Origin of the sequence: Nonomuraea sp. NPDC049625 (assembly GCF_040675285.1) — a bacterium.
Classification (GTDB): Bacteria; Actinomycetota; Actinomycetes; order Streptosporangiales; family Streptosporangiaceae; genus Nonomuraea; species Nonomuraea angiospora_A.
The window spans coordinates 539,899-555,549 of sequence record NZ_JBFAOQ010000006.1; the positions used below are offsets into that span (position 1 = coordinate 539,899).

At 72.8% G+C, this 15,651-nt stretch carries 11 protein-coding genes; 5 read left to right on the forward strand and 6 right to left on the reverse strand.

Translation table 11 applies throughout. The features are described 5' to 3' along the window. Nucleotides 1-4: 4 nt before the first annotated feature. The 5 genes from AB0J87_RS28450 to AB0J87_RS28470 all read right to left on the reverse strand — a co-directional run bounded on the left by AB0J87_RS28450 (nt 5) and on the right by AB0J87_RS28470 (nt 8,770). Nucleotides 5-841 (reverse strand): NAD-dependent protein deacetylase, encoded by an 837-nt coding sequence (locus tag AB0J87_RS28450; protein ID WP_363969933.1) that lies wholly within the window; start codon nt 839-841, stop codon nt 5-7. 68 nt (nt 842-909) lie between these two features. Further along, nucleotides 910-2,670, reverse strand: coding sequence for an ABC transporter ATP-binding protein (locus tag AB0J87_RS28455; RefSeq protein WP_363969935.1), 1,761 nt, complete (start codon nt 2,668-2,670; stop codon nt 910-912). Beyond that, complete coding sequence (locus AB0J87_RS28460) at nt 2,667-4,412, reverse strand: ABC transporter ATP-binding protein (RefSeq protein ID WP_363969937.1); 1,746 nt, start codon at nt 4,410-4,412, stop codon at nt 2,667-2,669. Before AB0J87_RS28460 ends, AB0J87_RS28455 begins: the two co-directional genes overlap by 4 nt. A 132-nt stretch (nt 4,413-4,544) precedes the next feature. Beyond that, complete coding sequence (locus tag AB0J87_RS28465; RefSeq protein ID WP_363969939.1) at nt 4,545-6,020, reverse strand: hypothetical protein; 1,476 nt, start codon at nt 6,018-6,020, stop codon at nt 4,545-4,547. Continuing rightward, the gene (locus AB0J87_RS28470; RefSeq protein WP_363969941.1) at nt 6,020-8,770 is read right to left on the reverse strand and encodes a hypothetical protein; all 2,751 of its coding nucleotides are present in this window, start codon (nt 8,768-8,770) and stop codon (nt 6,020-6,022) included. Before AB0J87_RS28470 ends, AB0J87_RS28465 begins: the two co-directional genes overlap by 1 nt. A gap of 314 nt (nt 8,771-9,084) precedes the next feature. Between AB0J87_RS28470 and AB0J87_RS28475 the strand changes: the two genes are divergently transcribed. Next, on the forward strand, nt 9,085-10,173 hold the full coding sequence (locus AB0J87_RS28475; protein ID WP_363969943.1) for a PP2C family protein-serine/threonine phosphatase: 1,089 nt from the start codon (nt 9,085-9,087) through the stop codon (nt 10,171-10,173). 142 nt (nt 10,174-10,315) lie between these two features. After that, on the forward strand, nt 10,316-11,425 hold the full coding sequence (locus AB0J87_RS28480) for a histidinol-phosphate transaminase (RefSeq protein WP_350735174.1): 1,110 nt from the start codon (nt 10,316-10,318) through the stop codon (nt 11,423-11,425). Between the two features lie 50 nt (nt 11,426-11,475). Here AB0J87_RS28480 and AB0J87_RS28485 read toward each other — a convergent pair whose 3' ends face one another. Then, nucleotides 11,476-12,525, reverse strand: coding sequence for a glycerophosphodiester phosphodiesterase family protein (locus AB0J87_RS28485; RefSeq protein WP_363969945.1), 1,050 nt, complete (start codon nt 12,523-12,525; stop codon nt 11,476-11,478). Nucleotides 12,526-12,739: 214 nt separating this feature from the next. Here AB0J87_RS28485 and AB0J87_RS28490 point away from each other — a divergent pair, with 214 nt between their 5' ends. From AB0J87_RS28490 to AB0J87_RS28500, 3 genes are all read left to right on the forward strand, one after another. Beyond that, the gene (locus AB0J87_RS28490; protein ID WP_363969947.1) at nt 12,740-14,338 is read left to right on the forward strand and encodes an ABC-F family ATP-binding cassette domain-containing protein; all 1,599 of its coding nucleotides are present in this window, start codon (nt 12,740-12,742) and stop codon (nt 14,336-14,338) included. A gap of 113 nt (nt 14,339-14,451) precedes the next feature. Next, entirely contained in the window at nt 14,452-14,667 is a 216-nt protein-coding gene (locus AB0J87_RS28495; RefSeq protein ID WP_020547488.1) for a helix-turn-helix domain-containing protein, read from the forward strand. A 151-nt stretch (nt 14,668-14,818) separates the two neighbouring features. Then, a complete protein-coding gene (locus tag AB0J87_RS28500) occupies nt 14,819-15,634 on the forward strand; it encodes an enoyl-CoA hydratase/isomerase family protein (protein WP_363969949.1) in 816 nt (271 codons plus the stop codon). Nucleotides 15,635-15,651: the final 17 nt, after the last annotated feature.

Here is a 15,651-nt window from a genome sequence, read left to right on the forward strand (position 1 = left end):
ACCCCTATTGTGCCGGGACCGGCAGCCGGGTCGTGAGCTCGGTCAGCGTGGGGCCGAGCGGGGCGTCCAGGGTGAGCGAGGCGTCGGCGTCGCCGCCGGTCTCCCCCTGGTTGACGATGGCGATGGGGATGCCGAGCAAGGCGGCCTTGGTGACGAACCGCAGCCCCGACCTGACCGTCAACGACGACCCCAGCACCAGCAGCAGGCTCGCGCCCGCCACCAGGGCGAAGCACTCGTCCACGCGGGGCCGGGGAACGTTCTCGCCGAAGAACACCACGTCGGGCTTGAGCACCCCGCCGCACGCCACGCAGTCGACCACCTGAAACCCGGTGACCTGCGCGTCGGTGAGCACGGCGTCGCCGTCGGGGTTGATCCGGGCGGCGGCGGCCTCCCAGGCGGGGTTGGCGGCCCGCAGCCGCCGCTCCAGCTCGGCGCGGGGCGTGCGCTCGCGGCACGACAGGCACACCACCCGGTCGAGCCCGCCGTGCAGCTCGATCACCCGTCGCGCCCCGGCGGCCTGGTGCAGGCCGTCGACGTTCTGGGTGACGATGCCGGCGAGCAGCCCGCGCCGTTCCAGCTCGGCCACCGCCTGATGGCCGGCGTTGGGCCGGGCCTGGCCGATCTCCCGCCAGCCGACGTGGCTGCGCGCCCAGTATCGCTGCCGCGCCTGCGCGCTGCCGACGAAGCGCTGGTACGTCATCGGCTCCGCGCGCCGGGCCCGGCCGGTCGGCCCCCGGTAGTCGGGGATGCCGGACTCGGTCGACAGGCCCGCTCCGCTGAGCACCGCCACGCCTCCGCCCGCGACCAGCTCGGCCAGTCGTGTCACTGTCACACCCTCCATGGTGCCCGATCTCCGCTCCCGCCCGTCCCCCGGCCCTGAGGACGGGCGGGCGGCGGAGATCGGGCCGCTCAGTCGCCCGTGCGTTCCTCGGCCTCGGCGATCCGCTCGGCGCTCCACAGCCGCCGCATCTCCGGGCAGCTCTCCAGCAGCTCGCCGAGCCGCCCGCGCCCCGCGACCCGGCCGCGGTCGAGCACCACGATCTGGTCGGCGCGTTCGAGCGCGGCCTGCCGGTGGGAGACGACCAGCAGGGTGCCGTGGCCGGCGATCCGCTCCCACAGGAGCCGCTCGGTCTCGACGTCGAGCGCGGACGACAGGTCGTCCACGACCAGCAGGTCCGGGTCGCGGACGAGGGCACGGGCCGCGGTGGCCCGCTGCACCTGCCCGCCGGACAGCCGCACCCCGCGCGGCCCCACCACCGTGTCGAGCCCGTCGGGCATCGCGGCCAGGTCCGGCTCGAACGCGGCCAGCTCCAGCGCCCGCCCGATCTCGGCGTCGGTCGCGGGCCGGCCGAGGAGCAGGTTCTCGCGCAGGGTCTCGGAGAACAGCCTCGGCACCTGGCTCGCGTACGCCGCCCGGCCGGGGACGAGGAACGTGCCCGGGTCGCCGACGGGCACGCCGTTCCACGAGATCGTGCCCTCGTCCAGCGGCAGGAGGCCGAGCAGGGCGCGTACCAGGGTGGTCTTGCCCGAGCCGACCGCGCCCGTCACGACCGTGAACGAGCCGCGCTCGACGCGCAGGTCGATCCCCCGCACCCCGCCCGCGCTCAGCCCGCGAACCTCCAGCACCCGGAGCGGGCCCGGGTGCGGGGGCACGGCCGCGACGGCCGGTGGGTCGCGGCGCAGCCAGACGTCGGCGCCGCGCGACAGGTCGCCGGCGCTCTCGTGCGGCGCCATCAGCCGGGTGAGCCGGTCGGTGGCGACCGCGGCCTGCGGCAGGCGGTAGAGGACGGTACCGATCGACCGGGGCAGAGCCGTGAGCCAGCCGACGTAGCTGGTGAACAGCGCGAGGTCGCCCACCGTGAACTCGCCGCCGCGCATCGCGGGGGCGGCCAGGAGCAGGACAAGCCCGATGCTGAGCTCGACGGTCGCGCCGGTCGTGGCGTCCAGCAGGTCGGTGGCCAGGCGGTCCTTGACGGCGGCCGCGCGCCGCCGCCGGTTGTGCTCGCGCAGCCGCTCCAGCGCCGCCTCCTCGGCTCCCGCGGTCTTGATCGCGAGCACACCGCCGAAGATCTCGCCCACGTACGCCGTGACGGCCGCCCCGAGCGTCCTGGCCCGCTGGTGCAGCCGCCCGATGGTCTGCCGCATGAGCCTGCTCAGCACGCCGATCGCGACCATCGGCAGCACCAGCGCCAGCGTGATGACCGGATCGACGGACGCCATGATCGCCAGCGCGGCGACGGCGAAGAGCGTCGTCCCGGCCAGGCTGACGCTCTCGTCCGTGAAGTCGACCGCGTCGGCAACATCGTCCCGCAGGCGGGCGACGCACTCGCCGGGCGAGTGCGGCAGCCGCGCCGAGGCGGGGCCGCGGGCGGTCAGGACGGAGCGCAGGGTGTTGGCGCGCAGCAGGGTGGCCGCCGCGGCCCACCAGTAGACCCCGTACGTCCACGCGATCACGATCATCAGGCCCCGGGTGACCTCCACGCCCACGAACGCCGCGCACAACCACAGTGCCCAGCCCAGGTCGCCGCCGAGCCCGTCGAAGATCCGCTGCAGGACGAGCCCGCTCGCCAGCGGGATCACGTGGACGGGCAGCCAGAGCAGCGCGCCGACGAGGTATCGGCGGAAGTCGAACGTGGCCAGCCTGGTGGCCACCAGCATGACCGGCTTCACCGGCTCACCCCCGCCAGGTCGAGCAGGCGCCCGAACCTGCTGCCGGGGTCGGCGGCGAGGTCGGCGCGGCGGCCGTACTCGACGATCTTGCCGTGGTCGAGCACGGCGATCTTGTCCACGCGCGACAGCGAGGACAGGCGGTGCGCGATGATCACGCCGGTCCGGCCGTCGAGCAGGCGGTCGATGCTCCGCTCGATGCGGCGTTCGGTGGCGGGGTCGAGCCTGCTGGACGCCTCGTCGAGCACGACGAGCCCGGGGTCGGCGAGGAACGCGCGGGCGAACGCGATGAGCTGCGCCTCCCCCGCCGACACCTCGCGCAGCTCGGTGTCGAGCCCGCCGGGCAGTCCGGCCAGCCAGTCGCCCAGCCCGACGCCGTGGAGGACCTCCCGCAGCCGGCCGTCCCCCGGGGACGGCCGGAAGAGCGTCAGGTTGTCGCGCAGGCTCGCCGCGAAGAGCTGCACGTCCTGCGTGACCACGCCGATCCGCGTTCGCAGGGACGCCTGGTCGGCCTCGCGCAGGTCCAGCCCGCCGACCCGTACGGCGCCCTCGGTCGGGTCGTACAGGCGCAGCGCCAGGCGGGCGAGCGTGGTCTTGCCGCTGCCGGTGCGTCCCACCAGGCCGAGCGTCTCGCCGGGGGCCAGCGTGAGGGTGACGCCCGACAGCACCTGCTCGTCGTCGCCGGGGTAGGCGAAGCCGACGCCGTCCAGGCGCAGGCCGAGCGGGCCGGTCGCGGGCAGGGGCCGGGTGCCCTCGGGGAGCGTGCGCCGCTCGGCCAGCAGGTCCGCGATGCGGGCCAGGCCGGCCAGCGCCGCCTGGTACTGCCTGATCTGGTCGATGAGCCGCTCGAACGGCGTCCGTACCATCAGCGTGTACTGGAAGATCAGCACGGCGGTGCCGACCGTGAGCGTCCCCGACCGCAGCGCCCAGGCGGCGAGCCCGAGCATGATCGCGGTGCCCGCGGCGAACGCCACCGACGTGCCCGCCAGCAGCGTGGTCCCGATGCGCGCGTCCCTGACCTCGGCGCGGTAGAGGGCGGCGCTGACCTGGTGGAAGCGGCGTACGGTGTGCTCGCCGGCGCCGTTGGCCCGCAGGTCCTCGGCTCCGGCCAGCCGCTCCTCCAGCATGCCGAACAGCCGCGCGCTCGCCGCGCGTGACCGGGCGGCCGCCGGGACGGCCAGCCGCTGGGCGCGGGCCATGCCCCACCCGATGAGCAGGCAGTAGACCAGCAGCGCGCAGCCGAGGCGCCAGTCGACGCCGAACACGATGACGACCACCCCGGCCAGGAGCAGCACGCTGGCCACGACGTCCATGAGGAACGCGACGACGAAGTCGGCCACGGCCACGACGTCGCCGTCCACGCGTTCGATCATCTCGCCGGGCGTGTGCCGGCCGTGGAAGCCCAGGTCCAGGCCGAGCGCGTGCCGGGCGAGGCGCTCGCGCAGGCGGTTGGTGCCGTCCCAGGCCAGACGGCCGGCCAGCCACGCGGTGACGAGCCGGGCGGCCTGGCCGGCGACGGCCAGCGCCAGGTAGCCGACGGCGATCAGGGTCAGCTGTCTGATGCTCGCGCCGCCGATCGCGTCGTCCACGAAGCGGCGGGTGATCTGCGGAGCCGCCAGCGGGAGCGCGGTGGCGGCGGTTATGGCCGCGACGAGCGCGGCGCTCCGGCGGGGTCCTGGGCGCAGCAGGCGCAGGACGGAGGTGCTATGCGGTGGAATCCGTTGGTCGAATGATCTCGATGACAAACGTCATGCCCTTTGGATAGGAGGTCTCATTGCTCTGGCGGGACATGAACGTTGTCCTCATCGCCGACCTCCTTGATCCGATGGACTCGCTCCCGGGAGTACAGCAGCCCCGCGCGGGCCGGGGCAACCGGTTTACCCGCTCCCCCTCAGCACCCCGGCCCGCGCCAGCCCGTCGGTCAGCCGCGCGCGGGCGGGGCCCGGGAGGCAGTCGAGGGCGTGCGGGTCGTCGGCGGCCAGCCGGGAGACGGGCACGACCTGGTACGGGTTGAGCCGGAACGACCGCCCCGACCGCAGGCTCACCGCGAACGTCCCGGGCCCGCACCCGTCGGGCCCGGCGCCCCCGGCCACCACCTGCGCGCACGGGTCCCACCCGGGAACGGGCTCCGCGCCGGCCACGGAACAGGCGGCCAGGCGCCCGGGCGGCAGCCCGGGAAGCCGCTCCAGCCACTCCTTGATCATGCGGGTGACCTCGTAGGCCCGCATCGTGTCGGGCGCGTCGAACTCCACCCACCTGACCAGGTCGTCCCCGGCCCTCGGCGGGAAGCGCACGCTCTGCCCGGCCCACTCCGAGCGGATCGCCATGCGGTACGGCCGCAGCCCGGCCAGCCGGACCCCGCCGGCGCCCGCCGCCAGCAGCTCGACGGACTCCCCCGCGGCGCCCGCGGCCACTCCGGGCGCGCCCAGCACCAGCTCGCACGCCACCGCCACGCCCGGCGGGATCGCGGCCAGCAGCCGCCGCAGGTTGACGGTCCACCCGTTCAGGCCGGTCACGGCGGCCAGGAAGTCGATCCGCGTCACGGCGATCGTCAGGCCGCGGCAGCGGGCCAGGACGTCCCTGGGGAAGGCGGCCACCCGCTCCGCGTCGAGCCATCCGGCCCACGGCCCGCCCGCGGGCGGACGGCACGCCCCGGTCACCCAGCGCACCTGCTTCCCCGGCCGGGTGTCCGAGGCGTCCCGCGACCGTGCCCCCTCGACGGGCCCGGCGTCAGTGTCCTTCCCTTTGCCCGCGCGCCACAAGGGGCGGATCACCCGTTCGGGCGACCACGCCGAGAACTCGACCCCGGCCAGCTCCGGCACGCGCCGCAGCGCCGTGCCGTGCTCGGCCACGAGCCGCCCGCACAGCGTCACCCGCCCCGCTCCCAGCGCTCCCACCAGCGCGAACGCCGCGGGAAGCTGCCGGGCGCCGTCCAGCACGACGTGCGCCCGCCGCCCGCCGGCGACGTCCGCGGCCAGCTCGACCTCGGGCCGGAACACCTCGCACCGCCCGGCCGCGCCGAGCACGTCCCTGCTGCTCTGCATGCTCCCCTCGGCCAGCTCCAGGTCGTCGATGCTGAGCCGGACCGCGGGGTCGGCCGCCAGCCGCAGCGCGGTGCCCACCGCTCTGAGGCGGGCGTCGTCGAACGCCTGCCGTTCCAGGACGGCCGCCGCCGCCCGCTCGAGCAGCGCCGCGAGCGGCCCGCCGTCGAGCCGTTCGGCGGCGGCCCGCAGCCGGGACGGGTCGGCGAGGCGTTCCACGACATGTTCATTGAGGTCGAGCACCTCGGCTCCGGGGGGCGGCACGACCTCGGTGGTGAAGTCGGTGAGCGGCGGGACGACGAGCAGCTCCATCAGCGACACTCCCCCTGCCACGGGTACGGATGCGCCGCCCGCGCGCCCGGGGCCACCGGGTCGGCCACCCGCGAGCACGAGTCCGCGCGCACGTCCGCCGGTCCCGGATAGCGGGCGACCGCCCGCGAACGCGTCGCCGGGGGGCAGGTGTCGGACGCCTCCGATTTCGGCCAGGACGCCGGGGAGCAGGTGTCGGTCGCCTCCGGCTTCGGCCGGGGTACCGAGGGCCAGGTGTCAGCCGCCTCCGGCTTCGGCCGGGGCGCCGGGCTGCCGCCGGCCGGGCGCAGGTAGACGCAGCGGAGCTCAGCGGCGAACCGGAGCCCGCCGTCGCGCAGCCAGCACTCCTCCGGCCCCGGCAGGGTCTCCGTCAGCGTGAGCCGCTCGGCCGTGGTCGCCAGCCGGCCCAGCCCCTCGACGAGCGCGGGCGAGCGGGTGTCCACGTGGATCGGCCGGCGTTCGCGGGGGGACGCGGCGAAGAACGTCACGGGCAGGTCGTGCGTCTCCCGCAGCCGCGCCATCGCGACCAGCAGCTCGCGATCCCCGACCGCCTGCCCGAGCGCCTCGAACGACGCCCGCCCCACGCGCCACGCGCGCCGCGAGATGACCACGTTGTCCCAGGTCAGCCGGGGCACCCGGGAGAGGTGCCGCAGGTCCGGCCGGCGAACCCTGGGCAGGGCGAGCGCCGTGTGCAGCGCCGTGTCGTCGTGCTCGCCGTTGTGCAGCAGCAGCGGCCCGTCCACCCCCTTGGCCCGCAGGACGGCCCGGTGCCCGTCGCTGTGCACGTACAGCTCGTCGAGCCCGATCCGGCGACGCCCGCCGTCGGCCGTCACGCCGCCCAGCTCCAGCACCGGCCCGGGGAACTCCAGCGGCGGCCGGCCGGTGGCGCGGCGCGAGATGACGTTGAGCGCGGTGTGGCCGCCGAGCGCCCGCACGATCGCCGCGTCCCGCTCGGCGACGAGCGCGGCGCCGTCGGGGTGGAACTGCAGGGCCCACGGCGTCAGCAGCGCGACATCGTGGAGGTCGCCGAGGACCAGCGGGGTCAGCCCCGGCTCGTACGCCTCCAGCGACGGCGCGGCCACCATGACGTCGGCCGAGCAGAGCACGGGCGCGGCCGGAGGCTCGGGGTCGTCCAGCAGGCCCGCGAGGTCGACGGTGGCGGTGCCGGGCGGGGCGGCGCGCACGATCGCGGCGATCCGCTCGGCGAGGCGGTCGCCGTGGCGGATCTCCAGGCCGCCGGCCGCCCCCAGCACCTCGGCCAGCCCGAACGTGCCCGCGCCGAGCCGGCCGGCGAGCAGCCGGTTGGTGCGCTGCCTGGTCAGCTCGGCGTCGGCGGCGAGCAGGTCGAGCACCTGGGGCACGCGGCCTTCCAGGTCGGCCGCCAGCCCTTCGCCGACGGTCACCCGGAGCGTGCCGGCCGCGGCCTCGTGCACGACCACGCGGTCGTCCCCGGGCCGGTCGTCGTGCGCGCGCCCGCTGCCGGCCAGCGTCTCGACCCGCCGCTGGAGGGCCAGCTTCACGTCGGGAGAGGCAGCGGGATACTGGGCGAGCAGCTCGGTGATCTCCCGCACGCACCGCCCCACCGACAGGTCACCACCCGGGCGGAGGGCGTCCGGACGGTGAGCGTCCGAGCGCGGGACATCCGGACGGGGAGCGTCTGGGCGATGGGCGTCCGAGCGCGGGACGTCCCGGCGGTGGGCGTCCGGGCGGGGGGTTTCGGCGGGGAGGCGTTCGCGTAGCCAGGACAGCGGGTCGGCGACCGTGGCCGGCGGGCAGAGGTCGTGGGTGAGCAGCCCGCGGCGCACCGCCACCGCCAGGGCCGCGGCGGCCTGCTCCAGCTCCGTCCCCGACTCGGCGGCGATCTCGGCCAGCGTCCGGCTCCCGTCGCACAGCGCGACGAACGGCGCCGCGTCGGGCACGGCGTCCGGCACGGCGCCCGTCCAGGTCCGGCGGCGCGGCACCAGCCCCGCCACGAGCGCGGGATCGGCCAGGACGCGCCGCTGGAGCGACTCGCCCACCCAGTCGGCCGGGTACGCGACCCGCCGCGGCCGCTCCCGGTGGCCCGACCAGGTGTGGCCGCCGGCCGCCGCGGGCTCGACGCGGCCGTGGCCGAGCGGCCCGAAGCAGCACGTGGCGCAGAGCCCCTGCAGGACCGAGCCGACCAGGCGCCGCAGCCGGCCGCCCTTGGCGACGCCGCGCCGCAGGTCGCGGTAGAGGCCGGGCGCCGAACGCACGAGGGCGTCGAGGAAGCGCTCGTCGGCCGCGATCCCTGCCACGGCCGCGCGGGCGAGCGCCGCGTCGGCGGCCGTCGTGCCCGCCAGGGCGAGCCGGGCGTCCTCCAGCGACCCGGTCACCTCGTTCCAGGCGGCGAGCCAGCCGGCGGGCGCGGGCGTGTCGCCCGGGAGCGGGCGCAGGTCACGCAGGCGGCTGCGCAGACCACGCGGCAGCCGCCCGCTGCCCGTCCCGCGTGCGGAACGGGCGTCCCCGCCTACGGCGCTGCGGGCCGGACGGGGGTCCTCGGCCGAGGCGCGGCGGGCCGGGGCCTCGGCAGGGTCCTCGGCCGGGGCTCGGTGGGCTGGGGCTCGGTGGGCCGGGGCCTCGGCGAGCAGGTCGAGCGCCCGCCGCTCCAGCCGGACGACCTCGGCGGCCGCCGCCGCGGCCCGCGGGTAGGCCAGGGATCGGACGAGCTCCCAGGCGAAGCCCGCGCTCCGGACGGTCACGGCCGGCAGCAAAGTCCAGTCCTGCTCGCTCACACGGCCACCCCTTCTCGCGCGGAATTACACCCGGCACGTCTTAACTCAAAATGCTTACAAGATCATCTTTGCTTGTCAATGAGACCGTCGATGAGAAATCAATGAGCAAGTCATGACGCCCCGACCACCGACACCTGCAAATCCCGCCATAAGATGCAGAGTCGTTTACTTCTGGTTTTCATCCCCTTATCCGCCCTGCACAGAGGCCAGATCAGGGTGCGACGGCCCGAATTCGGCCGCTCATTTCACGGTTTTCTTCCGTACGTTCGAGAAAACCGCCGTTACGCCGTTCCATGACGGGGGATGAAGAACTCGTGACGGATGGCGGGCGACGCGAAGGGCCGAATCTCTCGACCCCGGCGTTCGTCGCCGGGCTCGTCGTCATCACCGCCGTGGTGGCCGCGCTCGACATCCTCTCGGGCACGGCTGTGCGGCTGTTCCCGCTGCTGATCTTCCTCCCGGCGATCGTGGCCGGGCTGGGCACCGTGCGGCAGACGATCGTCGCGTCGCTGTGGGTGGTCCTGGCGGCGGCGGGGGTCACCACGTACCTGGGCGGCGAGCTGGACGATAACCTGCTGGCCGCCGGGTTCACGGCCGTGTTCGGCGCGCTGAGCGTCTTCGGCTGCGCCTACCGGGTGCGGCGCGAGGAGGAGGTGCACCGGCTGCGCTCGGCGGCGGCCGCCCTCCAGCAGCTGATCGTGCGCCCGCTTCCGCTGCGCACCGCCGACGTCGTCATCGACGGCCTCTACCAGCCGGTGGAGGAGGACACGATGGTGGGCGGCGACATGTACGAGGTCGCCGTCTCCCACCACGGCACCCGGGTGCTCATCGCCGACGTGCAGGGCAAGGGGCTGCCCGCCATCGGGACCGCGCTGGCCGTGCTGGGCTCGTTCAGAGAGGCGGCCTACCGGGAGGAGACCCTGGCCGGGGTCGTCGAGGCGATGGAGAACGCCGTGGCCAGGCAGAACACCTTCGCCGCCACCACCGGGGAGCCCGAGCGCCTGGTCACCGCGCTGGTGCTGGACATCAGCCGCCGGCTGGACGTCGAGGCGGTCAACTGCGGGCACATCGCCCCGTACATGATCCACCGCGGCGACGCCCGGCAGGTCAACCTCGGGGAGCCGTCCGTGCCGCTCGGCGTGGGCACGCTCGCTCCCGGGCCGCGCGGCGGCGCGCGGTTCGCGTTCCCGCCCGGCGCGGCGCTGGTGCTGTGCACCGACGGGGTCACCGAGGCCCGCGACCCCCGCGGCGCCTTCTATCCGCTGGAGGAGCGTCTGGAGGGCTGGGCCCCCGACCCTCCCGACCGGCTCGCCCAGGCGCTCGGCGAGGACCTCCGCGCGTTCACCAGGACCGCGCCGCGCGACGACATCGCGATCCTCACGCTACGCCGGTCCGAGTCCTGACCTGCCGGGAGCCGGCTCGCGCACCGTCATGAACCGGTCGCTCCACCCACGCGTACCTACACACATCGGACATGTCCATGGAGGTGTCGTGGAGCTCAGCCTCTTGCGGGCACAGGCTCACAGCCCGTCGTATTTTTCGTTGATGCGTGCCTCGTCAGGAGAGCGTGCGCCGGTTGACTTCTGCATCCCGTGCAACCCATATTTCCCGACCCCGGAGATCTTCGAGCATCTCGGGAGAAATCTGGAGACGATTCTCAAGTTCTATCCGAGCGACGCGGGCACGATCACCGCGGAGCTCTGCGCCACGCTCGGCCTCCACCCGAAGACGGTCGCCATGGGCAACGGGTCGACCGAGTTGATCACCTGGATCGATCACCTGCTGGTGCGCGAGAGCCTCGCGGTGCCCATCCCGACCTTCGGGCGCTGGACCGACCAGCCACTGGAGACGGGCAAGCGGGTGGACATGTACCCGCTGCTGGAGAGCCGCAACTTCACCCTCGACGTGCAGGACTACGTCTCGTTCATCCGCATGCGCGGCTCCCGGGTCGCGGTGATCTGCAACCCGAACAACCCCGACGGCGGCTACCTGCCCAAGCACGAGGTCCTGCAGCTGCTGGACGAGCTCATCGACCTCGACCTGGTGATCGTGGACGAGTCGTTCGGCGACTTCGTGGACTGCGAGCCGGACGCAGGGCTGGCGGCCGAGGCGGCGGTCCGGCCGAACGTGATCGTGCTGCGCAGCCTGGGCAAGAACTTCGGCCTGCACGGCATCCGGTTCGGCTACATGGTCGCCAACCCGGCGCTGGCCGGGCGGGTGCGCGACGCGCTGCCCAAGTGGAACCTCAACTCGTTCGCCGAGGTCATCGTGTTCATGATGCGGCAGTTCATGGGCGAGTACCACAACAGCCTCAGGCTGGTGGGCGCGGACAGGCGGGCCATGTTCCAGCAGCTCAGCACCATGCCGGGGCTGTCGGTGTTCGCGTCGCAGGGCAACTTCCTGCTGATCAAGCTGCCGCCCGGCTACGACGGGGTGGGACTGCGCGACCATCTGCTCTCCGAGCACGGCGTGTACGTGCGCGAGTGCGGCAACAAGCTGGGCACGACCAGCCAGTTCATCCGCCTGGTCGTGCGGCCGCAGGACGACGTGCGGCGGCTGCTCATCGGCATGACGCAGTTCCTGTACTCCGGCAGCCTGCACGAGATCCCCGTCATCGGGGTCCACCACCGGCACGTCAACCCGCTGTCGGCCTGAGATTCCGCCCGGGCCCCGGCAGCGCTCCGCCGGGGCCCGGGCGGGCCCCGCTACTGCCGGTGGAGCCGGTAGCGCTTGGGCAGCTTGAACCCGCGCTCGGCCATGATCTGCCGCAGCCGGTCGGGGTAGTCGGTGATGATGCCGTCCACGCCGTCGTCGATGAGCTTGTTCAGCGTCGGCCCGTCGTCGATCGTCCACGGGATCACCTTGAGGCCGAGGGCGTGCGCCTGGTCGACCATGTCCTTGGTGACGTACGCCTGGTAGCCGGGGTCGGTCACCTTGCCGTTCTGCGGGAACCCGTGCACCGGCGAGAACGCGTCCGCCCCGAACGACTTGACCGCCTTGAGCGGGTCGCCGCCGAAGTCGTCGATGTCGATGCCGCCCAGCCAGGGCGAGGCGCCCGGCTGTCCGGTCTGCAGGAAGTCGCGGTTGGTGAGCGCGACGAGCGGCAGCCGCGGCTCCAGCTCCCGCATCCGCATCAGGGCGCCCCAGTCGAAGCTCTGGATCGTGACCTGCCGCAGCATCCCGGCGCGCCGGATCTCCTCCAGCGTCACCTGGACGAACTGCTCCCTGGGCGCCGTCTCGCTCGGCGCCCCGGCCTCCACCTTGGTCTCGACGTTGAGCTTCACGCCCCACGCCCGGTACCGGCGCACGAGGTCGAACACCTCGCGCAGCATCGTCATCGGCGCCCCGGGCACCGCCCGCTGCCCCGGGAACTCCGCCAGCGTCTGCGACCCGCAGTCCATGGTCCTGACCTGCTGGAGGGTGAGCGTGTTGATGTACTTGCCGACGTACGGGAACTCGGGGTCCCCGGGCACGGCGGGCGCCGTGTCTCGGCACTTCCTGTTGCTGATCCGCCTATCATGCGTGACGACGGCCTGGCCGTCCTCGGTGATCTGCACGTCGAGCTCCAGCGTGCCGACGCCGAGCTCCAGCGCGTTCGCGAACCCGGGCAGGGTGCTCTCCACCACGAGCCCGAGCCCGCCCCGGTGCGCCTGGAGGTCGAACGTACGCCGCCCGTCGGCGAGCGCCGCCTCGGGCGTGGCCGTCAGGGTCACCGCCGCCGTCGCGAGGACCGCGAGCCATCTCTTCTTGTTCACACGCGACAAGATCTGGCATGACGGGGACGGCCGGGCGTACGCGAGGTGAGCGCGGGACGAAGCCTTCGCGATCAGGCGCCCTGCCCACGGCGGGGAGCCAAGCTGCCGACGCGTGGGTCCGAACAGCCTACACTGATCCGTATGCATACTCCCGATTGATCTGGCGTCGCACGCCTCAATCCTCCGTTTCCTAGCTCGGGAGTGTTCCGCCAACATGATCATCGCCAGTGACATAGAGCTGCGCGCGGGCGCGCGGCTGCTTATCGAAAAAGCGTCGTTCCGGGTCAACCCGGGCGACAAGATCGGGCTCGTCGGGCGCAACGGCGCGGGCAAGACGACCCTCACCAAGGTGCTGGCGGGCGAGGGCCTGCCCGCCACCGGCACCGTCACCACCAGCGGCAGCGTCGGCTACCTCCCCCAAGACCCGCGCACCGGCGACCTGGAGGTGCTCGCCCGCGACCGCATCCTGTCGGCGCGCGGCCTCGACGAGGTCATGCGCAAGCTGCGCGAGGCCGAGCTCGGCATGTCCTCCGCCGACGACCGCACCCGCGAGAAGGCCGTCAGGAAGTACGGCCGGCTCGAGGACCAGATGCACGTGCTGGGCGGCTACGCGGCCGAGTCCGAGGCCGCGTCCATCGCCTCCAGCCTCGGGCTGCCCGATCGCGTGCTGTCACAGCCGTTGCAAACGCTTTCCGGCGGTCAGCGCAGGCGCGTGGAATTGGCGCGAATTCTTTTCAGCGGGGCGGAAACTCTCCTTCTCGACGAGCCGACAAACCACCTAGATGCCGACTCAATCGGGTGGCTTCGTGATTTTTTGCGTTCGCATCAAGGCGGCTTGGTGATCATCAGCCACGACGTCGGTCTTCTTGAAGCGACGGTCAACAAGGTCCTGCACCTGGACGCCAACCGCTCGGTGATCGATCACTACAACGTCGGCTGGAAGGCCTACCTCGCCCAGCGCGAGACCGACGAGAAGCGCAGGAAGCGCGAGCGCGCCAACGCCGAGAAACAAGCAGGTGCGCTGCTCGCGCAGGCCGACAAGATGCGCGCCAAGGCCACCAAGGCCAAGGCCGCGCAGGACATGATGCGGCGTGCGCACCGGTTGCTGTCGGGCACCGAGGAAGAGCGCCAAAGCGACAAAGTGGCGCGGTTGCGCTTCCCCGAGCCGCAGCCGTGCGGGCGCACCCCGCTCACGGCCGAGGGGCTGTCCAAGTCGTACGGCTCGCTGGAGGTCTTCACCGACGTCAGCGTGGCCATCGACCGAGGTCACAGGGTCGTCATCCTCGGTCTGAACGGCGCCGGCAAGACCACGCTGCTGCGGATTCTCGGCAACATCGAGACTCCCGACACGGGCGAGATCCGGCCCGGCCACGGCCTCAAGGTCGGCTACTACGCCCAGGAGCACGAGACCCTCGACCCCGGCCGCACCCTGCTGGAGAACATGCAGTCGGCCGGGGGCCAGTTCACCGACACCGAGCTGCGCAAGGTGCTCGGCTCGTTCCTCTTCACGGGCGACGACGTCGACAAGCCCGCCGGGGTGCTGTCCGGCGGCGAGAAGACCCGGCTGGCGCTGGCGATCCTCGTGCTGTCGAGCGCCAATGTCCTCCTTCTCGACGAGCCCACGAACAACCTCGACCCGGTCAGCCGCGAGCAGGTTCTCAATGCTCTGAGGTCCTATTCAGGAGCAATCGTCCTAGTCACACATGACGAGGGTGCCGTTGACGCCCTGTCACCGGATAGGGTGATCTTGCTACCGGACGGAACTGAAGACGCATGGAGCGACGAATTTTCCGATCTTGTGGCACTTGCCTGATCTTAATTTGAGTGGGTACGGATCTTTTCCCGTGGAGTAGGTAGCCGATCCCGCTGAAATGACTGATCATGGCGGAGTAACGCTGCGGAAGTCCGGCACTACAGGAGGTACTCGTGGCCGAGACACTGAAGAAGGGCACCCGGGTCACCGGGGCCGACCGGGAAAAACTGGCCGGCGATCTCAAGAAGCGCTACGCCGCGGGCGAGAGCATTCGCGCCCTGGCCGCTTCGACCGGTCGGTCTTACGGGTTCATCCACCGCATCCTGAGCGAGTCCGGCGTGACTCTGCGCGGGCGCGGCGGGGCGACCCGAGGCAAGTCCAAGCGCTGACGGCCGCCTCGGAACGTGCGACCGCAGCCGCCCGTCCCTAGTCAGCCATACCGTCGCGCCCGGGCCAGAACCATGTTCTGTAGGCTCGGGCGCGACGGTCAGCACACTGGGCGCGCACTCCTTGCGCGACCAGGACTGGAGGGAGCGGGCGATGGCGGCAGCACAGGCGCGACAGCGCGGGGGGAATGCGGACGAGGTCTCCGTCACGGCGGAGCACGGAGTTCGTCTCGAGGTGGACGGTGAGATAGCGACGATCACGCTGGACCGGCCGGAAAAGCGGAACGCGCAGACGTTCGCGACATGGTCGGCGCTGGCTCGGATCGGCGAGAGCCTGCCCGAGCAGGTGCGCGTAGTCGTCGTGAAAGGTGAGGGACCGTCCTTCTCGGCAGGGATCGACCTGCGGATGTTCACACCTGAGGGGGTGCCCGGACAGGGCTCGTTCAGCTCGGCGGCCAAGAGCGACGACGCAACCTTCGAGCAGCGCATCAGCCAGGCACAGGCGGGGTTCCTGTGGCTGCGCCGCCCGGAGATCGTTTCCATCGCCGCAGTGCAGGGGTACGCGATCGGTGCGGGGTTCCAACTCGCGCTCTCCTGTGACCTGCGGATCGTGGCCGATGATGTTTCCTTCTGCATGAAAGAGCCCGCACTGGGCCTGGTGCCCGACCTGACGGGGACCAAGCCCCTGGTCGAGCTGGTGGGCCTGGCCAAGGCGATCGACATCTGCCTGACCGCCAGGACCGTGCACGCGGACGAGGCCATGCGCATCGGCCTCGCGGAGCAAGTGGTCGCTCGGGGCGACCTGGATCAAGCCGTACGAGACAAGGTCGCGGAGCTGCTGGCCGTCAACCGGGACGCGGCGATCGCGACGAAGCGACTCCTCCAGGGGGCGCAGGGCCGCTCCCTGGAGGAGCAGTGTGCGGCCGAGCGGGTCGAACAGGCGGCCCGCATCAAGGCCCTCTTCGCCTGACCCATCGGACGGCCGCC